Origin of the sequence: Nocardioides sp. LS1, assembly GCF_003865225.1 — a bacterium.
In the GTDB taxonomy this organism is placed as follows: domain Bacteria; phylum Actinomycetota; class Actinomycetes; order Propionibacteriales; family Nocardioidaceae; genus Nocardioides; species Nocardioides ginsengisegetis.
The window spans coordinates 256829-279947 of sequence record NZ_BIFF01000006.1 but is presented as its reverse complement, the minus strand read 5'-3'; the positions used below and the strand labels follow the sequence as shown (position 1 = coordinate 279947).

General features: G+C 69.2%; 21 protein-coding genes. 10 read left to right on the top strand and 11 right to left on the bottom strand.

Annotated features, from left to right (window positions below):
• Positions 1-45 precede the first annotated feature (45 nt).
• The 5 genes from coxB (at position 46) to EJF31_RS18830 (ending at position 5613) form a co-directional block, all read left to right on the top strand.
• Entirely contained in the window at positions 46-972 is a 927-nt protein-coding gene (coxB, locus tag EJF31_RS18850; RefSeq protein ID WP_125038709.1) for a cytochrome c oxidase subunit II, read from the top strand.
• Positions 969-2732, top strand: a complete 1764-nt coding sequence (gene ctaD, locus EJF31_RS18845; protein ID WP_125038708.1) for a cytochrome c oxidase subunit I — start codon at positions 969-971, stop codon at positions 2730-2732. The genes coxB and ctaD overlap by 4 nt, the downstream gene beginning before the upstream one ends.
• Entirely contained in the window at positions 2732-3130 is a 399-nt protein-coding gene (locus EJF31_RS18840) for a cytochrome c oxidase subunit 4 (protein ID WP_125038707.1), read from the top strand. The genes ctaD and EJF31_RS18840 overlap by 1 nt, the downstream gene beginning before the upstream one ends.
• Positions 3131-3255: 125 nt before the next feature.
• Positions 3256-4482 (top strand): Ig-like domain-containing protein, encoded by a 1227-nt coding sequence (locus EJF31_RS18835; RefSeq protein WP_260430962.1) that lies wholly within the window; start codon positions 3256-3258, stop codon positions 4480-4482.
• Between the two features lie 147 nt (positions 4483-4629).
• The gene (locus EJF31_RS18830) at positions 4630-5613 is read left to right on the top strand and encodes a type IV toxin-antitoxin system AbiEi family antitoxin domain-containing protein (protein ID WP_125038706.1); all 984 of its coding nucleotides are present in this window, start codon (positions 4630-4632) and stop codon (positions 5611-5613) included.
• A gap of 123 nt (positions 5614-5736) precedes the next feature.
• On the opposite strand, the gene EJF31_RS18825 is transcribed toward EJF31_RS18830, so the two are convergent.
• The 4 genes from EJF31_RS18825 to EJF31_RS18810 all read right to left on the bottom strand — a co-directional run bounded on the left by EJF31_RS18825 (position 5737) and on the right by EJF31_RS18810 (position 10081).
• Positions 5737-7473, bottom strand: coding sequence for a ubiquinol-cytochrome c reductase cytochrome b subunit (locus EJF31_RS18825; RefSeq protein ID WP_125038705.1), 1737 nt, complete (start codon positions 7471-7473; stop codon positions 5737-5739).
• 8 nt (positions 7474-7481) lie between these two features.
• On the bottom strand, positions 7482-8549 hold the full coding sequence (locus tag EJF31_RS18820; protein ID WP_125038704.1) for a ubiquinol-cytochrome c reductase iron-sulfur subunit: 1068 nt from the start codon (positions 8547-8549) through the stop codon (positions 7482-7484).
• Complete coding sequence (locus tag EJF31_RS18815; protein ID WP_185736359.1) at positions 8546-9349, bottom strand: c-type cytochrome; 804 nt, start codon at positions 9347-9349, stop codon at positions 8546-8548. The genes EJF31_RS18820 and EJF31_RS18815 overlap by 4 nt, the downstream gene beginning before the upstream one ends.
• A 111-nt stretch (positions 9350-9460) precedes the next feature.
• Positions 9461-10081, bottom strand: a complete 621-nt coding sequence (locus tag EJF31_RS18810; protein WP_260430983.1) for a heme-copper oxidase subunit III — start codon at positions 10079-10081, stop codon at positions 9461-9463.
• Positions 10082-10175: 94 nt separating this feature from the next.
• Here EJF31_RS18810 and EJF31_RS18805 point away from each other — a divergent pair, with 94 nt between their 5' ends.
• The 3 genes from EJF31_RS18805 to trpD are packed head-to-tail and all read left to right on the top strand — an operon-like array spanning position 10176 to position 12614.
• Positions 10176-11147, top strand: coding sequence for a cytochrome c oxidase assembly protein (locus tag EJF31_RS18805; protein WP_185736349.1), 972 nt, complete (start codon positions 10176-10178; stop codon positions 11145-11147).
• A gap of 10 nt (positions 11148-11157) precedes the next feature.
• Entirely contained in the window at positions 11158-11571 is a 414-nt protein-coding gene (locus tag EJF31_RS18800) for a hypothetical protein (RefSeq protein WP_221767661.1), read from the top strand.
• Between the two features lie 14 nt (positions 11572-11585).
• Positions 11586-12614, top strand: a complete 1029-nt coding sequence (gene trpD, locus EJF31_RS18795) for an anthranilate phosphoribosyltransferase (protein WP_221767660.1) — start codon at positions 11586-11588, stop codon at positions 12612-12614.
• Positions 12615-12618: 4 nt separating this feature from the next.
• Here the strand turns inward: trpD and EJF31_RS18790 are convergent, their stop codons facing one another.
• The 7 genes from EJF31_RS18790 to EJF31_RS18760 all read right to left on the bottom strand — a co-directional run bounded on the left by EJF31_RS18790 (position 12619) and on the right by EJF31_RS18760 (position 21408).
• Positions 12619-15819 (bottom strand): hypothetical protein, encoded by a 3201-nt coding sequence (locus tag EJF31_RS18790; RefSeq protein WP_125038698.1) that lies wholly within the window; start codon positions 15817-15819, stop codon positions 12619-12621.
• 163 nt (positions 15820-15982) lie between these two features.
• Complete coding sequence (locus EJF31_RS18785; protein WP_125038697.1) at positions 15983-16609, bottom strand: hypothetical protein; 627 nt, start codon at positions 16607-16609, stop codon at positions 15983-15985.
• Entirely contained in the window at positions 16606-18111 is a 1506-nt protein-coding gene (locus tag EJF31_RS18780) for a DUF2142 domain-containing protein (protein ID WP_125038696.1), read from the bottom strand. Before EJF31_RS18780 ends, EJF31_RS18785 begins: the two co-directional genes overlap by 4 nt.
• Positions 18112-18159: 48 nt before the next feature.
• Positions 18160-18522 carry a DUF2304 domain-containing protein gene (locus EJF31_RS18775; RefSeq protein WP_185736348.1) on the bottom strand — a complete coding sequence of 121 codons (363 nt, stop codon included), beginning with the start codon at positions 18520-18522 and terminating at the stop codon, positions 18160-18162.
• Complete coding sequence (locus EJF31_RS18770; protein ID WP_221767659.1) at positions 18519-19205, bottom strand: glycosyltransferase family 2 protein; 687 nt, start codon at positions 19203-19205, stop codon at positions 18519-18521. Before EJF31_RS18770 ends, EJF31_RS18775 begins: the two co-directional genes overlap by 4 nt.
• A gap of 132 nt (positions 19206-19337) precedes the next feature.
• On the bottom strand, positions 19338-19616 hold the full coding sequence (locus EJF31_RS18765; RefSeq protein WP_125038694.1) for an Lrp/AsnC family transcriptional regulator: 279 nt from the start codon (positions 19614-19616) through the stop codon (positions 19338-19340).
• A gap of 10 nt (positions 19617-19626) precedes the next feature.
• Positions 19627-21408, bottom strand: coding sequence for a DEDD exonuclease domain-containing protein (locus tag EJF31_RS18760; RefSeq protein ID WP_125038693.1), 1782 nt, complete (start codon positions 21406-21408; stop codon positions 19627-19629).
• A 102-nt stretch (positions 21409-21510) separates the two neighbouring features.
• On the opposite strand from EJF31_RS18760, the gene EJF31_RS18755 reads away from it, so the two are divergent.
• On the top strand, positions 21511-21768 hold the full coding sequence (locus tag EJF31_RS18755; RefSeq protein ID WP_125038692.1) for a hypothetical protein: 258 nt from the start codon (positions 21511-21513) through the stop codon (positions 21766-21768).
• A 10-nt stretch (positions 21769-21778) separates the two neighbouring features.
• Positions 21779-23053, top strand: a complete 1275-nt coding sequence (locus tag EJF31_RS18750; protein ID WP_125038691.1) for an NYN domain-containing protein — start codon at positions 21779-21781, stop codon at positions 23051-23053.
• Positions 23054-23119 lie beyond the last annotated feature (66 nt).

The window sequence follows — 23119 nt, the reverse complement described above, 5'->3', positions numbered from 1 at the left end:
GATAGTCTGCCGCGTATCCGTGATCGTTGAGAGAGAGGCTCGTTCGTGGGTCTGCAACTCCCCAAGCGTGCGGCTGGGAACGCCCGTAAGGTCGCCCTGCCGCTGGCGCTGGGCTCCAGCCTGTTGTTGCTGAGCGGCTGCTCGTTCGGAACCGTCGATGAGTGGAAGCGCGTCGCGATGCCGGAGCCGGCGTCCACCCAGGGGGAGCACATCCTCGCCCTGTGGCAGGGCGCCTGGATCGCCGCGATGGTCACCGGCGTCATCGTCTGGGCGCTGATCTTCTATGCCGTGATCGCGTTCCGTCGCAAGAGCGACGACGAGGTGCCGGTGCAGACGCGCTACAACCTCCCGCTCGAGATCTTCTACACGATCGCCCCGATCATGATGGTGATCGTGTTCTTCGCCCACACGGTGAAGGTGCAGGACACCGTCCTGGACGACTCGATCGTCCCCGACAACACCATCGAGGTCGTCGGGCAGCAGTGGTCGTGGACCTTCAACTACGGCGTCGGCCAGCAGGACAACGCCGCCAACGACGACGCCACGGACGACAAGTTCCCCTACTCGTCGTACGTCTACACGGCGGGCACCGCGTCGCACATCCCGACCCTGGTGCTGCCGGTCAACGAGACCACGCGCTTCAACCTGCACTCGCCCGACGTGATCCACGACTTCGGCGTGCCCGGCTTCCTCATGAAGATGGACGTCGTGCCCGGTCGCGTGAACCACTACGCGATCACCCCGACCACGATCGGCACGTACGACGGCAAGTGCTACGAGCTCTGCGGCGTCTACCACTCGCGGATGCTCTTCCAGGTCAAGGTCGTCACCCGGGCCGAGTACGACCAGTACATCCAGGGCCTCGCCCAGGACCCCAACAGCAGCTCGGACACGCCGCTGCTCGGTGGTAGCGAGGCCTACACCCAGGCCGGGCTCGCGTCCGGCGACGAGTCCATCGGAGGCGCGGAGTGACCGCCACAGCTGCACACCCGACGACCGTCGCGGGTCGCAAGTCCCTCGGCCAGCAGGTCGTCCGGATCCTCACCACGACCGACCACAAGCTGATCGGCAAGCTCTACCTGGGCACGTCGTTCGCGTGGTTCCTGATCGGTGGCGTCATGGCGCTGCTGATCCGGTCCGAGCTCGCCTACCCCGGCATGCAGGTCGTCAACGACGAGCTCTACAACCAGCTCTTCACCATGCACGGCACGATCATGCTGCTGCTCTTCGCGACGCCGCTGTTCTTCGGCTTCGGCAACGTCGTGATGCCGCTCCAGATCGGCGCGCCCGACGTGGCGTTCCCGCGCCTGAACATGTTCAGCTACTGGCTGTTCCTCTTCGGCGGCATCATCGCCGGTTCGGGCTTCCTCACCCCGCAGGGTGCGGCCGACTTCGGCTGGTTCGCCTACACGCCGCTCTCCGACGCCGTCCGCTCGCCGGGCGTCGGCGGTGACCTGTGGATCATGGGCCTGTGGATGGCCGGTCTCGGCACCATCCTCGGTGCGGTGAACTTCATCACCACGATCATCTGCATGCGTGCGCCCGGCATGACCATGTTCCGGATGCCGATCTTCGTCTGGAACACCCTGGTCACCAGCCTTCTGGTGCTCATCGCGTTCCCCGTGCTCGCCGGCGCGCTGCTGTCCCTCGAGGCCGACCGGCAGCTCGGCGCCCACGTCTTCGACGCCGCCCACGGCGGCGCGATCCTGTGGCAGCACCTCTTCTGGTTCTTCGGCCACCCGGAGGTCTACATCATCGCGCTGCCGTTCTTCGGCATCGTGACCGAGATCCTCCCGGTCTTCAGCCGCAAGCCGATCTTCGGCTACGTCGGCCTGGTCGGCGCCACGCTCGGCATCGCGATCCTCTCGGTCGCCGTGTGGGCCCACCACATGTTCGTCACCGGCGCGGTCGACCTGCCGTTCTTCTCCGGCATGACGTTCCTGATCGCGGTGCCGACAGGAGTGAAGTTCTTCAACTGGATCGGCACCATGTGGGGCGGGTCCCTGTCCTTCGACACCCCGATGCTGTGGTCGGTCGGCTTCCTGACGACCTTCCTCTTCGGTGGCCTGACCGGCATCATCCTGGCCAGCCCGCCGCTGGACTTCCACGTGTCCGACTCCTACTTCGTGGTCGCGCACTTCCACTACGTCGTGTTCGGCACCGTCGTGTTCGCGATGTTCGCGGGCTTCTACTTCTGGTGGCCCAAGATGACCGGCCGGATGCTCGACGAGCGCCTCGGCAAGATTCACTTCTGGCTGCTGTTCGTCGGCTTCCACACCACGTTCCTCGTGCAGCACTGGCTGGGTGTCGAGGGCATGCCGCGTCGCTACGCCGACTACCTGCCCTCCGACGGGTTCACCACGCTCAACCAGGTCTCCACGGTCGGCGCGTTCCTGCTGGCCAGCTCGACCCTGCCGTTCCTCTACAACGTCTACATCTCGCGCCGGGCACCCCTGGTCGAGGTCGACGACCCGTGGGGCTGGGGCCGGTCGCTGGAGTGGGCCACGTCGTGCCCGCCGCCGCGGCACAACTTCCACACCATCCCGCGGATCCGCTCGGAGTCGCCGGCCTTCGACCTGCACCACCCCGAGGTCGCCGCGATCGAGCTCGACCAGAACGAAGCCGCGCGTGACGGCGACCTGGCCGACGCCCCCGACATGGAGGGCCGCGAGGAGCACCTGAAGGGCCGCCACGCCGATGAGACCCGCTCCGCGGGGGAGGAGAACGCCTGATGAAGTCCGAGGCCTGGATCTTCGGGATCTGCACGGTGTTCTTCGTGCTGGTCAGCCCCGCCTACTGGTTCATCACCGGTGACTGGACGGGCACGTCCGCTCTCACCATGACGACCCTGCTCTCGGGCATGGTCACGATGTACCTCGGCTTCCACGCCAACAAGATGGACCCCCGCCCGGAGGACCGGAAGGACGGCGAGATCGCCGACGGCGCCGGCGAGCTCGGGTTCTTCCCGCCGTACTCCTGGTGGCCCCTGTGGTGCGGCGCCACGCTCGGTGTCTGCGTCTTCGGCATCGCGGCCGGCGCTTGGTGGATGTTCATCATCGGCGGCGTCCTGGGCGCCCTGGCCCTGAGCGGCTGGATCTACGAGTACTACCGCGGAGAGCACGCCCACTGAGGCCCTGCACCGCACCTGAGGCCCCGCGTGACCGATCTGACGGTCGCGCGGGGTCTTCGGTTTGAGGGGGCGGCGGTTAGGGTGGAGACGGACCCACACACGCCTTGCCACGGGGAGCTTCCTGCATGACCGACCGTCACCGCATCGTCTCGGCGATGCCGCGGCTCCGCCGCGGCCTTGCAGGTGCAGCGACCTTCGCGCTGGCCGGCACGCTGCTGGCCGCCTGCAACTCCGACACCCCCGTCGTGGGATCGGAGCCCTCCACGGGTGAGTCCTCCTCCTCGGCGCCGGCCGTCGACCCGCTCCGCGTGCAGACCAGCGTGGCCCGCGGCGCCCGCAACGTCCCGGTCGACGAGACCCTCACGGTCAAGGCCACCGGCGGCGAGCTCCGCACCGTCACCGTGACCTCGCCGCTGGGCGAGGTGGCCGGTGCGCTCAAGGGCGGCACCTGGACCGCGACCGGCCGGCTCGAGCCCGGCACGGACTACACCATCACGTCCGTCTCCGACCGCAGCGACGGCCGCAAGGTCACCCGCACCTCGCGCTTCCACACCCAGGACCTGACGTTGGCCGAGCAGACGTTCGCCTCGGTCGCGCCGCTCCAGGACGAGACCGTCGGCGTCGGCATGCCCGTCATCGTCACCTTCGACGTCCCGGTCACCGACAAGGCCTCCATGGAGAAGCACATGTCGGTCACCGCCTCGCCGCGGCAGGCGGGCACCTGGCACTGGCTGAGCAGCACCGAGGCGCACTGGCGCCCGCGCCACTACTGGAAGGCTGGGTCCGACGTCAGCGTCGACCTCGACATCAACAGCATCCCCGCCGGCGCCGGTGTCTTCGGCCAGGAGGACCGCCACGTCGACTTCCACATCGGCGACGCCCACGTCTACAAGGTCAACGCTCAGACGGACCAGATGCAGGTCTTCTCCAACGGCCGGCTGCTCCGCACCCTGCCCATCACCACCGGCAAGCCCGGCTTCACGACCCGCTCAGGCACCAAGGTGATCATCGAGAAGTTCGCCAGCAAGCGAATGAACTCCGAGACCATCGGCATCGGCAAGAACAGCCCCGAGCACTACGACCTGGACAACGTCCAGTGGGCCATGCGCGTGACCTACTCCGGCGAGTTCATCCACGCCGCCCCGTGGTCGGTCGCCGACCAGGGCCACGCCAACGTCTCGCACGGCTGCACCGGTATGAGCACCGCCAACGCGGCCTGGCTCTACGCCATGTCCCGCCGCGGCGACGTCGTCGAGTACACCGGCACCGACCGCCAGATGACCCTCACCAACGGCTACGGCGACTGGAACGAGTCGTTCACCGACTACCGCGCCGGCTCCGCCCTCAGCTGACCGACCCGTCGCTTCTTGACGCAGGAGCTCGCCGACCCGTCGCCTGTTGACGTCGTACGGCGCCGACCCGTCGTCTGTTGACGCGTTTGTCCACAGGTCACCATCTCGCCGGTGTCGGACCGCGGGGGAGCGGGCAGTCAGGGAGGCATGAGACCTCCCGACAGACCTGCCCCCTTCCTCGGACCCGAGGCACCCGTCCCGGTCGACCGACCCTTCACCCGCCCCGAAGCCGTCGCCCTGGGCGTGTCCGACCGGCAGCTGCGGGCATGGTGCGAGTCCGGCGAGCTGGTGCACCCGATCCGGGGCGTCTATCACTCCGCCGGGCTCCCCGACGGCCTGGACCTACGGATCGCCTGCCTGTCACTCGTCGTGCCCGAGGACGCGGTCGTCACCGACCGCACCGCGGGATGGCTGCACGGAGCATCCATGGTGCTGGCGCCCAACGACCATCTGGTCGTCCCGCCCGTCAGCGTCTTCCGCCAGCCCGGCTACCGGCTTCGCAACGAGCTCGTCGCGAGCGGGGAACGCTCCTTCGCGCCGGGCGAGGTGATCGACCTCGGGCCGATCCGGGTGACGTCGCCATTGCGCACCGCGTGCGACCTGGGGCGGATGCTGAACAGGGACCAGGCCTACGCAGCCATGAACGCCGTCATGCGGGTCGGCAACTTCACGACCGGCGAGCTCGTGGCGCAGGGGACCCGCTTCAGGGGCTATCGGCGGGTCCGGCAGTTCTACGGGCTGGCGCCGTGGGTCGACGGTCGCTGCGCCTCGCCTCCGGAGTACATCCTCAGGTTGCGCTGGCTGGACTGCTCGAACCTGCCGGTGCCCGAGCCTCAGGTGCCGGTGGACGGGCCGGACGGGACCTACTACGTGGACCTGGGCGTAGAGGAGCTCCGCTACGGGGCGGAGTACTTCGGTGCCGAGTGGCACGGGCCCGACCGGGAGGAGCACGACAGCTCGCGTCTGGACTGGATCGTGGACCAGAGGGACTGGATCGTCGACGTCTTTCGGCTGCGGGACGTGTTCGGGCCGGTCAGGGACGTCGAGGCTCGTCTCCATGCGGGTGTTGCCGCCGCGCGGCGACGGACGGGCGCGAGGGCCTGGAGCGGGCAGGACAGGGACCGGCACTGACAACGAGCGACGGGTCGGCGTCGTACGGCGTCGACAAGCGACGGGTCGGCGAATCTACGCCGAGCCCGCAACGACGAAGCTCCCGCCCGGACACGTCCGGGCGGGAGCTTCGTGGTGTGCGGATCAGTGACCGCGGAGGTGCTCGTCCTCGACCAGGTGGTGGCCGTCGAACTGGTGACCGTCAGCCGAGCGACCGTCCATCGCCGCCTGCAGCTCGTGCTCGTGGTCGGCGTGGTGGTGCGCCTCCTCCAGCTCCTCGAGCGTCGGCTTCTGGACGTTGTCGGCGTAGTAGAGCGTCGCCAGGCGCGCACGCAGCTTCTGCGCGCGGGTGCCCGTGGCGGCCACGCCGTTGCTGTCGGTGTCCGGGACGATCTCCGGCATCGCGTCGCGCTCACGTGCGGTCAACGCGTAGGCACGCGACGGGGAGACCGGCAGGTGCTTCTCGCTGTACTCGCCCGTGGGGGAGCGCATGATGATGCCGGTCTCGTAGCCGTGCAGCAGCGTCTCGTTGTCGTGGCGCTGGAGCGAGATGCACCAGCGACGCGCGATGACGAACGCGATGGCGGGACCGATGAAGACCGCAGCACGCATGAAGTACGTGATCTGGTTGATGCTCGCGTGCAGCTTGATGGCGATGATGTCGTTGCCCCCCGCGGCCCACATCAGGCCGTAGAAGGTCATCAGCGAGACCATCACGGCGGTGCGGGTCGGGGCGTTGCGCGGACGCTGGAGCAGGTGGTGCTCCCGCTTGTCGCCGGTGATCCAGGACTCCACGAACGGAAGGAGCAGCAGGATCGTGAACATCAGGCCCGGGAGCACGATGATCGGCAGGAACACGTTGAACGGGAACGTGTGGCCCCAGAACGAGAACTCGATGCCGGGCATGATGCGCAGCGCGCCGTCGGGCCAACCCATGTACCAGTCGGGCTGCGAGCCCGCGGTCACCTTGGTCGGGTCGTAGGGGCCGAACTTCCACACCGGGTTGATCGACAGCAGGCCACCCATCAGGGCGGTGACGCCGAACACGATGAAGAAGAAGCCACCGGCCTTGGCGGCGTACACGGGGAGCATCGGGTAACCGACGACGTTCTCCTCGGTGCGTCCGGGACCAGGCCACTGCGTGTGCTTGTGGTAGACGAGCAGCAGCATGTGCGCCGCGATCAGCGCCAGCAGCAGGCCCGGGATGAGCAGCACGTGGATGGTGAACAGGCGCGGGATGATCGCGTCACCCGGGAACTCGCCACCGAAGAGGAAGAACGACATGTAGCTGCCCACGACGGGCATCGACTTCATGAAGCCGTCCGCTGCGCGGATGCCGGTGCCGGAGAGCAGGTCGTCGGGGAGCGAGTAGCCGGTGAAGCCCTCGAGCGTGCCGAGGAGCAGCAGCAGGCAGCCGATCACCCAGTTGAGCTCGCGCGGCTTGCGGTAGGCGCCGGTGAAGAACACCCGCAGGAGGTGGATCATCATCGAGGCGACGAACAGCATCGCTGCCCAGTGGTGCATCTGGCGCATCAGCAGGCCGCCACGCACGTCGAAGGACAGCTTGAGGCTGGAGGCGTAGGCCTCGGAGACCGTCACGCCGCGCAGCGGGTTGTAGGAGCCTTCGTACTGGACCTCGCCCATGCTGGGGGTGAACCACAGCGTGAGGAAGACGCCGGTCAGCAGGAGGACGACGAAGCTCCACAGCGCGATCTCGCCGAGCATGAAGGACCAGTGGTCCGGGAAGACCTTGCGGAGGTTCTTCTTCGCCAGGGAGCCAAGGCCCAGGCGCTCGTCGGCCCAGACGGCGGCGGCGCCGGCCTTGCTGGGCTTGCTCGCCGTGGCCGCCTTGGTGGCGTTGGTCGTGGCGACCTTGCTCATGTCAGTGCTCAATTGGAGTCACGCTCCCAGAAGCTCGGTCCGACGGGTTCGGTGAAGTCGCTCTGCGCGATGAGGTATCCCTCATCATCCACGGCGAGCGGCAGCTGCGGAAGCGCGTGACCGGCCGGCCCGAAGATGACCTTGCCCGAGTCGGTCAGGTCGAAGGTGGACTGGTGGCACGGGCACAGCAGGTGGTGCGTCGTGCGCTCGTTCAGCGAGATCGGGCAACCCACGTGGGTGCAGATCTTGGAGTAGCAGACGATGCCGTTGACCGACCAGTTCTCGCGGCCCTTGCCCGGGATGATGTCGTCGGGCTGCATGCGGTGCAGGATCACGGCCGCCTTGACCTTCTGGACCTGCAGGTCGACGCCCTCGATCTCGGGGTAGCCGTTCTCCTCGGTGGGGAACAGCGCCTCGGGCTCGGCGTTGACCAGGTCACCGATCTCCAGGTCGGCCACGTGGATCGGGGTGCCGACGACGTCGCGGACGACGCGCATGCCCTTGGCCCAGATCGTGTGCTGGAGCTTGTCGCCCGGGAGCGGGCCCAGGTCGCGCAGCATGACCACGGCCGGCAGGCCGAGGATGCCGACGGCACCGAGCAGGGTGTTGCGAATCAGGGGACGTCGGCCGATGCCGGACTCCTCGAGGCCCGCCTGGAGGGCGGCCACGGTCGCGGCGCGGTCGTCCTCGGAGGACGAGGCGGTGTGGCGGTACTCGGAGATCTCGTGGTCACCCATGAGCTTGCGGGCCCACTGGATGATGCCGATGCCGATGAGCAGCAGGGCACCGCCGAGCGTCGCGCCGAGGGTCACGTTGGAGGCACCCAGGCCGGCGAAGGAGTCGGCCGAGGCCGCGTCGCCACCCACCTTGAACGTGAAGTAGCAGACCAGGAACAGCACGGCGCAGAGCATCGAGAGCCCGAACAGGGCCGCGACCTGGCGCTCGGCACGCTTCTCGGCCTTCGGGTCGACATCGGTGGGACGCCACGTGTGGGCCGGGAGGCCCGGGTTGCCGATGGGCTCGTCCGCGAACGTCGCGGGGACCCGGTCGTCGTGGTCGTTGTGGGAGTCGCTCACGCTTCCACCTTCTCCTTGTTCGAGCGCGTGGTGTGGGCTGCGATCCAGACCGCGAAGCCGACGAGCGACCCCAGTCCGACCAGCCAGGCGAAGAGGCCCTCGCTGACGGGGCCCATGCCGCCGAGACCGAAGCCGCCGTAGCCGGGTGCCTCGTTCAGCGAGCCGAGGTAGGCGATCACGTCACGCTTCTCCTCCGGCGACAGGTTGCCGTTGGAGAAGGTGTCCATCGCCTGCGGGCCGGTCAGCATGGCCTCGTAGATGTACTTGGGCTCGACGCCGCGGATCTTCGGGGCGTAGCCGCCGCGCGGCATCGCGCCGCCGGCGCCCTCGAAGTTGTGGCACGCGGTGCAGTTGGTCAGGAAGATCTGGCCACCGCGGACGATCGCGGCCTCACGCTCGTCGGCGGAGAGGCCCTGAGTGCTGTAGTCCTGCTCGGTGGGGATCGACGGACCGGGGCCCAGCGAGGCGACGTACGCCGCGAGGGCGGCGACCTCGTCGTCGCTGTAGGCGACCTCCTTGCGGGGGGCCTGCGCACCGGGCTGGGCCATCGGCATGCGGCCGGTGCCGACCTGGAAGTCGACCGCGGCGGCACCGACACCGACCAGCGACGGGCCGATCTGGTTGCCGTCCTCGGTCAGGACACCCTCGCCGTTCTGGCCGTGGCAGAACGCACAGCCGACGAGGAAGAGCTGACGGCCCTTGGCGACCTCGTCCGCGCTCGTCTGCGCCTGCTGGGCGGAGGCGGGGGAGAAGGCGGCGTACAGGCTGCCGGTCAGGATGAGCCCGAACAGGAGCACCATCAGGCCGGCGAGCGGTCCGCGGCGGTGCCGGGAGATTCGACCTGCCCATCCGTTGGCAGAGCGGTTCAGGAGACGCACGTTGAGTCCTTGCTGAAGGGGATCCGGGGTGGACTACTTGACGAGGTAGATCGTGGCGAAGAGCCCGATCCACACGACGTCGACGAAGTGCCAGTAGTACGACACGACGATGGCGCTCACGGCCTGCTCGTGGGTGAACTTGCGGGCCAGGAACGTGCGCCCCAGGACGAGCAGGAACGCGATCAGACCGCCGGTCACGTGGATGCCGTGGAAGCCGGTGGTGAGGTAGAACATCGTGCCGTAGGCCGAGTCCTGGATGGTGGTGCCCTCCTTGACGAGCGAGGCGTACTCGGTGGCCTGGCCGCCGATGAACACCGCACCCATGAAGTAGGTCAGCACGAACCACTCGCGCAGGCCCCAGCCCTTGACCTGGAACAGCGAGCCCGAGCGCCCGACCTGGCCGCGCTCGGCGGCGAAGACGCCGAGCTGGCAGGTGAGCGAGGACAGCACCAGGATCGTGGTGTTGACCGAGGCGAACGGCACGTTCAGCTTCTCGGTGTTCTGCGCCCAGAGGTCGGGGCTGACCGCGCGGATCGTGAAGTACGACGCGAACAGGGCCGCGAAGAACATCAACTCGCTCGAGAGCCAGATGATCGTCCCCACGCTGACCATGCTCGGGCGGTCGTGGTGCCCGTGAAGCCGGGATGCCGGAATAGCTGCTGCTGTCGTCGCCACGGGCTCATTATGTCGTGACGCGTCGTGAGGGCCACCCCGACCCCCTCACTTGGCGCGTCATAAAGTTCACAGCGTGCTGGACCCCTCCTTCTCCCTCGCCCTGACGGCCTCCGAGAGCCTCCCGAGGTTCACGCTGGGGAGTGTCTTCACGGCGTGGTCGCTGGAGCCGCTGCCCCTCGTGATCACGGTCTGGGTGGCCGGGCTCTACCTCGTCGGGGTGGCCGCGATGCGACGCCGCGGGGACCACTGGCCGGTGGGCCGGACGCTGGCGTTCGTGGTCGCCGGGATGGGGTCGTTCTACGTCGCGACGTCGTCGGGGCTGGGCACCTACGACCTCACGCTGCTGAGCGTGCACATGGTCCAGCACATGGTGCTGTCGATGCTGGTGCCGCTCGCGCTGGCCCTGGGGGCGCCGATCACGCTCGCGCTGCGGACCCTCCCGCCGCGGCCGCGGCGCTGGCTGCTCGCGGTGCTCCACTCCCGGGTCGCGACGGTGCTGTCGTTCCCGCCGCTGACGCTGCTGCTCTACGTCGTCTCGCCGTGGGCGCTCTACTTCTCCGGCTGGTACGCCGCGTCCCTGCACTCGACGTTCGTGCACGAGATGATGCACGTGCACCTGGTGCTGGTGGGGACCCTGTTCTTCTGGCCGCTCATGGGGATCGACCCGCTGCCGGGTCGCGTGGGCTACCCCTTCCGGGTGCTGCTGACGGTCCTGACGCTGCCGTTCCACGCCTTCCTCGGCGTCGCGATCATGGGGCAGGAGAACCTGATCGGCGGCAGTTGGTACCCCGACCTCCACGACGGCCCGATGGGCGCCTGGTTGCCGGACCCGCACGCCGACCAGCACCTGGCCGGCGGGATCCTGTGGGGATCCGGCGACCTGATCGGGCTCGTCTTCTTCGGCGTGCTGTTCACCCAGTGGGTGCGGTCCTCGATGAAGGAGGCTGCCCGGGAGGACCGGCGTCTCGACCTGCTGGAGGCCCGCGCGGCGCGCGCGGCGGCCCAGTCGGCGACCCCGCCCGTGGACAGCGGTCTCGACGGGTAGCATCGCCGCCGTGACTGACTCTCCCGCGAAGCCGCTCCAGGTGCTGGTCTACAGCGACGACGTCAACACGCGCCAGCAGGTCATCCTGGCGCTGGGCCGTCGCCCGCACCCCGACCTGCCCGAGGTCGAGTACATCGAGGTCGCGACGGAGCCCGTCGTGCTCCAGAACATGGATGCCGGTCGCGTCGACCTCGCCATCCTCGACGGCGAGGCGGTCCCCGCCGGGGGCATGGGCATCGCCAAGCAGCTCAAGGACGAGATCTACAACTGCCCGCCGGTCGTCGTGCTGACCGGCCGGCCGCAGGACGCCTGGCTGGCGACCTGGTCGCGCGCGGAGGCCGCCGTACCCCACCCGCTGGACCCGATCCAGCTGGCGGAGACGGTCGTGGGCCTGCTGCGCTCGCGCGTCCCCGCCACCCGCTGATCGGCGCCGGTCCCGTGACCTTCACCTGGGCCGACGTCCTCACCGCGCTCGTCGCGCGCCAGGACCTGACGTCCGAGCAGACCACCTGGGCGATGAGCGAGATCCTCGCCGGCGGTGCCACGCCTGCACAGGTGTCCGGCTTCGCCGTCGCGCTGCGTGCGAAGGGCGAGACGCTCGACGAGGTCGTCGGGCTCGTCGATGCGATGTACGCCGAGGCGACGCCCTGCCACGTCCCGGGACGCCTCCTCGACATCGTCGGCACCGGCGGTGACCGGTCGATGTCGGTCAACATCTCGACCATGGCCGCCATCGTCGCCGCCGGCGCGGGCGCACGCGTCGTCAAGCACGGCAGCCGCTCCGCGTCGTCGACGTCGGGGTCCGCCGACGTCCTCGAGGCGCTGGGCCTGCGCCTCGACCTGCCCACGTCGCGGGTCCCCGAGATCGCCCTGGAGGCAGGGATCACGTTCTGCTTCGCCGCCGCGTTCCACCCGGCCATGCGGCACGCCGCCGCACCCCGCCGCGAGCTGGGCATCGCCACCACCTTCAACATCCTCGGGCCGCTGGCCAACCCGGCCCGGCCGCAGGCGCAGGCGGTTGGGTGCGCCGACGTCCGGATGGCCCCGGTCATGGCCGGCGTCTTCGCCCGTCGCGGTCAGTCCGCCTGGGTCGTGCACGGGGACGACGGCCTCGACGAGCTCACCACCACGACGACCTCCTCGGTCTGGATCGCCCGCGACGGCGAGGTGACCGCCACGACGATCGACCCCGCCGACCTGGGCATCGCGCGGGCCACCGCCGAGTCGCTGCGCGGCGGCGACACGGCGTACAACGCCGCCGTCGTACGCCGGGTGCTCGAGGGTGAGGCCGGCGCCCCGCGTGACGCGGTCCTTCTCAACGCCGGCGCCGCGCTGGCCGTGCACCAGGAGTCGCCGACCACCGTCCTCGACGACCTGGCCGCCGGCATCGAGCGGGCTCGTGAGTCGATCGACTCCGGTGCCGCGCTCGCCACGCTCGACCGCTGGATCGCCGCCTCAGCGGGCTGATGCGTCAGCCTCCGGACACGGAGACCTTCCGCCACGCGGTCTGGCCCAGGACGCCCCCGTTGGGGTCGTAGGCGACGACTCTCCACTGGTAGGTGCCCTTGGCCAGGGCGCCGGTCGGCGCGAATGCCCTTGCGACTGTGCCCATCTGGAGGGCCGTCGAGCCCGACGCCTGGTTCCGCACGACGAGGAGGTAGCGGGACGCCGACGTCACCGCTTGCCACGTGAAGAGGACGTCACGGGGCGCAACCTTCGCGCCGCTTGCAGGCGCGGTGAGGGCGACCGGGCGGGACTTCACGAAGAAGCGACCCGTGGTGGACCAGGCTCCGTCGTGGCCGCCGGAGTCGTGCCAGCGCACCCGCCAGCGGTAGGCCTTCGGCGAAGCCGGCAGGTAGCGAGACCAGACGTACGACGACAACGGGGTGTCGGCGTACAAGATGCGATTGCTCGGCGAGAACGTCGCGTCGTCGTTCTTGTACACCTCGATGCGGTAGCTCGCCGAGCCGCTCTTGGGCTTCCATGAGAACGGCGTGGTGCCGGGCGCGCTCGCACCGTCGATCGGATAGTTGAGCTGGACCTTGCCGGAGTCCTTGGTGATCTTGGCGATGTCGCTCCAGGCGAGGTGGTTGCCCTCGGCATCGATCGCCTGCACCCGCCACCACAGGTCGCCCTCGGGCAGAGTTCTGTCGAAGGGGGTGTACGTCGCCTGGTCCACCTCCTTGGCATCCACGAGGTTGGGGGAGTTGAACGTCGAGGAGTTGGCGATCTCGATCCGGTACTTCTGGGCGGTCTGAGGCGATGGGGCTGAGCCGCCGGAGTAGTACTTCGTCTGGTTGGTGTCGTAGTAGTCGTCCCACGAGAAGGCGATGTCGTCGGCGCAGGACGCCCCGTCGAGCGTGGTCGTGTCCGCACAGTGGTTGACGCTGTCCGCACCCGGTGACCTCAGCACCGGGCTGGGCGAGATCTTGCGGAACGCGTTCGTCGCTGCGGCGTGGGTCGAGACCGGATCGGGCGCACACCTGCTGGTGGTCTTGCACGGCCGGACGTACCAGTAGTAGGACTGCCCGGCCTGGTTGTCCGCCAGGGCTTCCTTGGCCATCCCGGACGCCGGCGTCCACCGCGAGTTCTTGGTCACGACGCCGTTGTAGATGATGTTGGTCAGCTCGCGGTCGTTGGCCACGTACACCATGTAGAGGCCGGCGCCGGGGACTGGCGACCAGTCGAGGACGGGAGTCGCCGGGACCCCAGTGCAGATGTCGGCCTCGCTCACCACGTCGGCGAGGGCATTCCGGCACGAGTTGCCGGAGTCGAGGGCTTCACCGTCGAGGGCGATCTGCTGCCCGGCGGTGACGTCGAGATCCGCGATGACGAAGTGCCCCACCGACCCGTAGCCGAGCGACGCGTTGGATGAGCTGAACGCCTGGACGCGCCAGTCGTAGGTCCCCGGGTTGAGGTAGCGGTCACCGGTGTCGGTGGCAGCCGGGTAGGGAAAGGAGGCCGCGTTGATGTGGCTGGCGTTGGTGGGATCCCAGAAACCGGAACCCCCGATGCCGATCTGGATCTTGTAGTACTTCGCGCCGGCCATGGGCTCCCACGTCAGGTCCGGGAAGCGCACGCTCGACTCACCGTCGGGAGACAGGAGAGGGGTCAGCGCACCCGCCCCTGACGTGGCGGGCGTGCCGGCCAGCGTGAACGTCCATCCCTGGTGCTTGGGGGACTTCGACCCACCATCGTCGACTGCTTGCACCGTCCAGCTGAACGGGCCCTTCGTCGGGTCCAGGCCGTTGGCGCCCTCCGGCGTCCAGCTCGTCGAGGCGGTGGTCGTGCTCGCCACGACGGCGTCGGCCTTGCTCCGGACCTCCACGTAGTACTGCTCGGCATCCGTTGCCGGCTCCCACCGGAGTGTTGGCACCGCGACCGCTGCCCCGTCCGCGGGTGAGAGCGCGCGTACCGCTGACGACTCGTAGACGAACCGGTGGATCTCGCTGAAGATCCCCTGGACGCCGGGAGACCGCGGAGAGTCGACGGGCTTGACCCGCCAGTAGGTCACCACGCCCTGGCCGGGCATGCAGTCACTCAAGGTGGGGGTGTACGTGGTGGTCGCTGTGAAGCAGGTGGCGAATGTTCTGGGAGAAAAGTTCGGGTCAGTGCCCACGTCGAGCTGGTAGCGCGTGGCGTGGATGACCGGCGTCCACTGGAAGTAGAAGTCGTCTCCCACGGGAGGCGACACGGCGTCTCCGGGGTAGACCAGTTGAGGCTGCTCGGGCCAGTCGCGCTGGAAGAGGAAGGGCGAGGCGGGCCACTCCATCTTGGTGCCGGCCGAGTCAATGGCGCGAACGCGCCAGAAGTACTGATCGTTGTCGTACGTGGTGGTCGGCGAGTAGCGAGTGCTCTTCACGACGCGGGTTTCGACCGGCTGCGTGAAGTCGCGGTCGAGGGCCACCTGGAGCTCATACTGCGCGGCACCCGGCACCGGAAGCCACTTCAGGGCCACGTCCTCCATGGTGCCGCCGTCGGTCATCGACGGATCCATCTGGACGTCTGCGAGCGGCATGATCTCGTAGGTCGATCCCTCGCTCCAGAGCGACACGAGTCCACCGCCCAGCTCGGCACGGACTCGCCACGACCAGACCTGGGCGGGTTGAGGCTGCGGGATCTGGAACGAAGGTCCGGCCGACATGTAGCTGGTCGTGTCGATCCAGTCCCCATCCGCGTCGACCTCGACGTCGTAGCCGGTGGCCCCGGCAACGGGCGTCCAGGCCAACAGCGCCGGCTGGGAGGGCTGGCTCAGCTTGCTCCCGTCGGCCGGCGACGTCGGGCGGGGGGCCGCGATGTCGTCCACCGAGAACGTGACCGAGTGCCAGCTGCCGTGCTTGCCTGCGGCTGAGAACGCCCGGACACGCCAGTGGAGAGTTCCGTCGGGCAAGTTGGTTGTCGGAACGAACCGGTGGTTGGTCGTCGAGACGGTCACCAGGTTCGAGTCGAACGTGGGTGAGTCATCGACCTGGATCTCGTAGCTGGACGCTCCCTTGACGGGCGCCCAGCTGAAGGTGGGGGTATGCGTGCTGCTGTGTCCCGTGGGTGACATCGAGCCAGCGGTGCCGACCGCCGACGCGCTGGCTTCGGGGAGCGCGCCAAGTCCGGTCAGCAACAAGCCGAGCGTCATGAACGGGGCGAGACGGTGCGTGAAGCGGCCGCGGACATGCATGGTGGTTCCTCCCGAGCAGCACGTGTTGCAGGAAGGTACCCATGTACCCGGCTGACGGCGGCCGGTCTTTCGGGAAAATGCCCGAAAGGACTAGTTCACGACTCCTGGGGCCGACGGGCCTGCGATCCAGCGGGCCGGGACGAGGCGCCTCCGGAGGTCAGCGTCAGAGGTCCAGGACGTAGGAATCCCCGTCGCGGCGGAAGCCGAGGCGGTCGTAGTACGCGCCAACCATGCGGGGCGATGTCACGACCTGTACGAACCCCAGGTCCTTGAGCACGCCGCTGCGGCGCCATACGAACTCGCCAGGGGAGAAGTCGCGGTAGCGGGGCGTCACGTAGTCGAGCTGCACCCGAGCCGCGCCACCGTCCTGCTCGAGCAGGACGACGCCAACCGTCTCGTCGCCCTTGAGGATGATGAAGGCATGGCCGTGCTCGTCAGTGGGGTCCCACACGAAGTCGGGCTGGAAGCGCAGGATGTCGGCGCCGTGTACGCGCAACACGTGGCGGAGGTACTCGTCGCGGACGCCGACCTCGATGACCTCGAAGACAGCGTCGTCGTGACGCTCGCCGAGCAGCTTGACGATGAAGTAGACGTTGATCGCGGCGAGGACAGCGTTCATGCCGACCATCGGCCACACGCCGATCGCAGCGTTGAACCCCAACAGGATCACGCACGCGACCAGGTTGAGGGTCCGGAAGCGAAGCACGCGGGCCTGGAGGAGCGAGAAGACCAGCAGTGCGCTGCCGCCCCAGCCGACGATGTCGAGCCAGTGGTTGTCGAGCCAGTTCACCGGGAGATGCTAGCGGTGGCGACCTGGTTTCCCTGCAACGTCGTGGTGTCCCGGAGCCTCAGTGACAGGCCGACGAGCACACCCCCCGCGATGGTCAGGAGACCGACAAGGAGGCTCGACGGCTGGACCCATTCGGAGGTGCCTGCCAAGGGGCTGCTGACACCCTCGGTCGCGAGTACATGCAACTGGCTCACGAGCTCACTGACGATCACGACCACCCCAACGCTGGCGGGAAGCCACCATCTCTGCTCGGCCGCACGGGCCGCACGGGCAGCACGCCCGTCGAGCGCGAATCCGCACACGATGATGACGCCCATGGAGAAGGGGTATCCGTAGCGGCCCTGCCAAGCGTTTCCGAGCTGCTGGTAGCTGCTGATCGTGATGGCCATCGGCACCACCAGAGCGAGAGCGATGGTGGCTGCCATCATCATCCGCTGGCCGCGCTTCGCAGTACGCAGACCCGCGGCGAAGAGGATCGACCAGGCCAAGAGGACGATCACGTAGACAGTGGGGGGAGCTGGTTGGTTCCTGAGCGGGAAGGCCGCCACGGACTGCAGGAACCACAGGACCATCTGCAGTGGAAGCCCAGGCAACGCGGATCCGGATACCGAACCAGAGCCGGTGGGCGCGTTGGTGCCCGCGCCGATGCTCCAGAGCACTCCAAAGACTGATGACAGGGCAACCAGAAGTGCGCCGATCCGGAGGTCGCGTCGATGGGCGAGCTCCCGGAGGTGGGCCCGAGGGGTTCCGAGCATCGCGATCGCGATGATGAGCACGAGCCACACCGGGCCGAGGGTCCTGAGGAATCCGAGGAGGACGCCGCCAACCGTTGCTCCGACGACGAAGGCGTGCGAGTCGAGCAGGTCGCGGCGGCTCCTCAAGCCGAGCAGCGCGACCCACGTCAGGGCGCCCGCCGCCATCTCGAGGCCGTTCGGAGCCGCCACCGCTGTGGAGTAGAGCATGACCGGTGACAGGGCGAGCACCAGACATGCAAGACCCCAGGAGCCCCTGCTGCTCCTTCGACGGAGGTGGATGGCGAGGCCAAGCACCAACGTGCACGCAACCGCACCTGTGATGCGCATGGCGTAGAGCGCTGTTCCTCCCGAGAAGGGTCGCGCGGCGGTGCCGATGACCGCGTAGAAGAGGGGGTTGTATCGGGCGGCCGAGCTGGTCACCTCGACCTGTCCGTTCCCCAGCTGAGCCATCGGCCCGCAGTTGCCGTCGGAGGTGTACCGCAAGGACTCGCACACCGGGCCCGCAGCGGCGACGATGTCGGCCGGGACGTGGACGACCTCGCCCCACTCGCCGCGCACCGCTCGGTGAGTGGTGCCGAAATCGCCTCGCGCCACGGCGGCGGCCTTGTAGGCGTGGTCGTGCTCGTCCGAGCCGCGGAACGGCGGCACGACGAGGATCCATGAGGCCTGGATGGCCACGAGCCCAGCGACCAGGCAGAGCACGGATGGACTGAGTCGTGCCCGCGCCAGTGAGATGAGGTGGGTCATGCGCGGAGCGGGCCGGTCAGGACGAACGCGACGTGGGTCGTCAACGTGTCAGTCATCGAGGCGATCTGTCGCATCGACCGGGGCCTCGACGCGATGCTGCAGGAGCGTGATGGCGCGGGTGAGGGTCGCGAGGCGTTCGTCCTGCCGACGCAGGCGCTGCTGCTGACCCAGTGCCGTGACCATGAACGCCACGACGAGGACGTAGAGCACCAGGTCCGTGCCTCGCCCGACGCCGACGAGCTGGGCCACCCAGGTCACCGCTTCCGGGAAGATGACCCCAACCACCCAGCTGGCGGCGAACACGATGCCGGAGAGCCGGGTCAGGGCCAGCTGTCCCGCCTGCCCCCGCCCGCGGAGCACCCACGCGGCGGCGGCGAGGACGCTGGCGATCAGGAGGATCTTGATGATCACGATGCGTCCAGCCGCGCAGCGAGGAGGTCGTAGACGATGTTGAAGGCGTTGGCGCTCGACTGTCCCTTGGCCCGGGAGTACGCCGAGTAGGTGATCGACATCGGGTGCTCGCACCAGCTGAGCTGCTGCTGTGCGACCAGACGCTCGAGCTCGCTGGCATGGGCCATTCCGCACTGACGCAGCGGGAGGCGGCCCAGTGCGCGGCGAGAGAGCACTCTCAGGCCGTTGTGGGTGTCGGTCAGGTCGAGCCCGGTCGTCCACCGGGTGTAGTGGAGCCCGAGCCGGAGGACCTGGCGCCGCGCCCATGACTGCCCCACGTCCACGCCTCGACGGCGAGATCCGAGGACCACGTCCACGCCCTCCTCGTGGGCCACGGCCAACATCGACAGCGCATCGGCGACGTCGTGCTGCCCGTCGGCATCGAACGTCACGACGTGAGTGGCGTCGGTGTGTCCGAGCACGAAGTCGAAGCCGGTGCGGAGGGCCGCGCCCTGGCCCAGGTTGAGCGGGTGGGCGAGCACAACAGCCCCGTACCGCCGCGCAACTTCAGCGGAGTCGTCGGTGCTGCCGTCGTCCACGCAGATGACGTGGGGAAAGTGCTGGCGCAGGTCGGCAACCACGGCGCCCACCACGGTCGCCTCGTTGTACATCGGCACCAGCACGGCGCAACGCCCGAGATCCACGTCGCCTCCCTCAGAGCCGGACCCAGACCGATGCTAGGGACCGGTGGGTGCGGGTGCGAGGCCCGGAACAGTGCTTTGACCGGACGGCCGGAGAAGTAGCCCGAAGTGACTAGCCGGAGACGTGTCGAACGGTCAGTCGAGCCCCAGCGAGAAGGCGGACTCGAGGTCGTGCTTGGAGTAGGCGCGGAACGCGATGTGGGTCTCCGTCGACGTCACACCCGGCACCTTGTTGAGGGTGTCGGCCACGACCGTTGCGACGTCCTCGTGGTTGCGGACCCGGACGAGCGCGATCAGGTCGATCTGGCCGGTCACGGAGTAGACCTCGCTGACGCCCTCGATGGCGGCGATCGCCTCGGCGACCTCCGGGATGCTGGCGACGTCGGCCTTGACGAAGACGATGGCGGTGATCATGGGGGTGAGGTTATCGGGCCGGCTGGTGCACCGGCGAAAGGTCGCGCCGGTCCTCGAAGGGCACCAGCGAGAGTCGTGACTGGTTGACCGCGTCGTGGAGCGCGAGATGCCGGGTCGCCCCCGCCACCGGGCAGGTCCACTCGCCGTCGACCTCCACGAGGCGGACGCCGGGGGACTCCAACCAGCGCAGCACCTTCTCGGTCTCCTCGGCGGTCGCGGCCGGCACCGGACCCGGCGCCCCGGTCACCGTCTCGGCCGAGGCGCGCAGCTCGACGACGTACTGGTGGGCGTCGGCGCCCGGTGGAATGATCCCGGCGGCGGCGAGACGGCCGTGGCGGATGACGTGCACGGCCCAACGACCGTCGTCCTCGCGCCGGGCGGCGACGACCTCCGGGCAACCGGTGAGCGCGGAGAGCCGCTGGGTGCGGGCCGCCGCGCGGATGAACGAGGCGAGCCGGTCACGATGGATGCCGGCCTCCTCGAAGCGCTCGTCGGCCGCGAGGGCGGCCATCCGGACGTTGATCGCCTCGACGACCTCGTCGGGCCGGCGCAGGAGGGTGTCGCGCAGCTGGCGGACCACCGCGGCGTAGGTCGTGGCGTCGACGCTGCCGTCGCACGGGGCGAGACAGCGCCCCATCTCGGCCAGCACGCACGCCGCCCGCGAGGGCTGGATCGCGAGCCGATCCGCGCACTGGCGGACCGGGAACGTCTCGTGCAGCGCCGCGAGGCACTTCTCGGCGGTCTTCTTCGAGGAGAACGGGCCGAGGTAGTCGGCCTCGTCGGCGAGGACCCGGCGCACCAGCGAGAGGCGCGGCCAGGGCTCGCGTGTCAGCTTGATGAAGTGGACCTTCTCGGGGAAGCGCGAACGCCGGTTGTAGCGCGGCTTGTGCTCGGCGATCAGCCGCAGCTCGCGCACCTCGGCCTCGAGGGCCGTGGCGCACTCGATGCCGGTCACGGTCGACGCCAGCCCCACCATCTCGCCCATCCGGGACCGGGTCTCCGAGGCGGTGAAGTAGGAGCGGACCCGGGTGCGCAGGTCGCGGGAGGTGCCGACGTAGAGCACGCGGGACCGGTCGTCGCGGAAGAGGTAGACGCCCGGCTTGTGCGGGAGCGTCTCGGCGAGGTGGCGCTTGCGCCGCTGGGCGGTGCTGACCCGCGCGGAGAACGTCTGCAGCTCCTCGATGGTGTGCACCCCGAGGCCGCCGAGGCGCTCCATCAGCCCGTGCAGCACGTCGACCGTGGCCCGGGCGTCCGACAGGGCGCGGTGGTTGGGCGTGGTGGTGGAGTTGAACACCTTGGCCAGCGAGGAGAGCTTGCAGTTGGGGGCGTCGTCCCGGGTGATCACGCGGCGGGCCAGCTTGGCCGTGTCGAGCACCTCGAAGGTCGGCCAGGCGCGGCCCTGCTGCTCGTTGAAGTGCTTGAGGAAGCCGACGTCGAACGGGGCGTTGTGGGCCACCAGCACCGTGCCGGCCGCGAACTCCAGGAAGGCCGGCAGGGCCGACTCGATCGGTGGCGCGTCGGACACCATCGAGTTGGTGATCCCGGTCAGGACCGCGATGAACGCGGGGATCTCGGAGCGGGGATTGACCAGGGTCTGGAACTCGCCGAGGACCTCGCCGCCCCGGACCTTGACGGCGCCGATCTCGGTGATCATCGACCCGCCCGCGGCGGAGCCACCCGTGGTCTCGAGGTCCACGACGCAGAACGTGATGTCGCGCAGCGGGCGCCCGAGCTCGTCGAAACTGCGTTGCGACTCCCACGTGGAAGGCGCACCCTGAACGCCGCTGCTCATGTCCTCGACGCTAGATGTGGGCGCCGACAATCCGCGCGCGGCGCGCGGAACTAGGCTGTGGGCACCCGTCCGAGCCCCGAGACCCGTCCGAAGGAGCCCCTCGTGAGCCCCGTGATCCCCGACGCGGGCCACCGCTGGCGTTGTGGTGGCTGCGGCAACCTGACGCGCTTCGACGTGACCCGGACGCGGCGTACGACGGAGTACTGGCACTTCGACCTCGGGGGTGACCACCGGATCGAGGACACCGACGTGCGCGACGAGACCGTCGAGTCCGTGACGTGCCGCTGGTGCGGACGCAGTGACGCGATCGAGACCGTCTCCCGCACCGACGCCGTGGTGGACGACCCGGCGGCGAGCTGACGGGCCGGCCGTGACCGAGCAGATCCAGCCGGCGCTGGGTGACCTCCCCGAGGGCGTGCGCACGCGCGTCGTCGGCCAGACGGCCGACGTGCTGCCCTCCGTCGTACGCCTCCCCGCCTCGCTGCGCCGCGTGGCGACGTTCGCTCCCGCACGCCGGGCGAAGCTGGGCGGCGGCGCCATCGCGGAGGCCCTCGAGGCGGACGACGACTTCCGCGAGCGCGTCGCGACGCAGCTGTCGGCCCGGATCGCCCCCGACCTGGACGTCCCGTCGGCCGAGACCGCGGCCTTCGCGTGGCTGGTCCGCCCCGACGGGTGGGAGCTCGTGGTCAAGCGCGCGGCGGCGCAGCTCGCGGATGCCGAGGTCGCCACCCGCGTCGACCAGGGTGAGCTCGACCGTCTGCGCGACCGGGCCGTCGAGGCGGAGCAGTCCGTGCGCGACCTGCGTCAGCGACACCGCGCGCAGGTCGAGGAGTACAAGTCGGAGAACGCCTCCCTGCGGCGCAAGCTGGGGGAGTCGCGCGTCACGGAGAAGGCCACGAAGGCCGAGCTCGACGCTGCGCTCAAGGACCTCGACGAGCTGCGGGCCGCCGCCGATGCGGCCACCTCCGCCCAGGAGAAGGAGGTACGCCGCCTCCGGGCCCAGGTCGCCCACCTCGAGGGCGAGGCGACCGCCGAGCGGCGTACGGCCCGGTCCGAGCGCGACGACGCGACGCTCCGTGCCCGGCTGCTCCTCGACACCGTCATCGACGCCGCGTCCGGCCTGCGCCGCGAGCTCGGCCTACCTGCCGTCTCCGGGGCGCCGGGTGATCGCGTCGAGTCGGAGGTCGAGAGCGCGACAGCGGCCCGCACCCCGAGCGGCACCCAGGCGCCCATGAGCGCCGCCGTGCTCGAGCAGCTGCTCGCGATGCCACGCGCTCGGCTGATCGTCGACGGCTACAACGTCAGCAAGTCCGCGTGGCCGAGCTCGTCGCTGGAGGCACAGCGGATCAGGCTCGTCAACGCGCTCGCACCTCTCGTCGCGCGCACCGGGGCCGAGACCACCGTCGTCTTCGACGCGGCCGCCTCGACGGCGCGACCGGTCGTCAACGTGCCCCGCGGCATCAAGGTCCTGTTCAGCCCCGAGGGCGTGATCGCCGACGACGTGATCCGCGACCTCGTCGAGGCCGAGCCGGCCGGCCGGGTGATCGTCGTGGCGTCCAGCGACGGTGAGGTCGCCTCGCACGCTCGCCGGGCGGGGGCACGGACGGTCGAGGCCCTGCGCCTCGCCGACCTGCTCGGTCGCTGAACCGGACCTGTTCCGGACGGCCACGCTCAGGCCACGCCTGCCTCACTGTCCGTTCACCCCTGCCCG

Coding starts and splice junctions, on each gene's coding strand:
- EJF31_RS18840 (WP_125038707.1), top strand. CDS start 2,732: ATGAAGTCCGAGGCCTGGATCTTCGGGATCTGCACGGTGTTCTTCGTG.
- EJF31_RS18835 (WP_260430962.1), top strand. CDS start 3,256: ATGACCGACCGTCACCGCATCGTCTCGGCGATGCCGCGGCTCCGCCGC.
- EJF31_RS18830 (WP_125038706.1), top strand. CDS start 4,630: ATGAGACCTCCCGACAGACCTGCCCCCTTCCTCGGACCCGAGGCACCC.
- EJF31_RS18825 (WP_125038705.1), bottom strand. CDS start 7,473: ATGAGCAAGGTCGCCACGACCAACGCCACCAAGGCGGCCACGGCGAGC.
- EJF31_RS18815 (WP_185736359.1), bottom strand. CDS start 9,349: ATGGTGCTCCTGTTCGGGCTCATCCTGACCGGCAGCCTGTACGCCGCC.
- EJF31_RS18790 (WP_125038698.1), bottom strand. CDS start 15,819: ATGCATGTCCGCGGCCGCTTCACGCACCGTCTCGCCCCGTTCATGACG.
- EJF31_RS18780 (WP_125038696.1), bottom strand. CDS start 18,111: ATGACCCACCTCATCTCACTGGCGCGGGCACGACTCAGTCCATCCGTG.
- EJF31_RS18765 (WP_125038694.1), bottom strand. CDS start 19,616: ATGATCACCGCCATCGTCTTCGTCAAGGCCGACGTCGCCAGCATCCCG.
- EJF31_RS18760 (WP_125038693.1), bottom strand. CDS start 21,408: ATGAGCAGCGGCGTTCAGGGTGCGCCTTCCACGTGGGAGTCGCAACGC.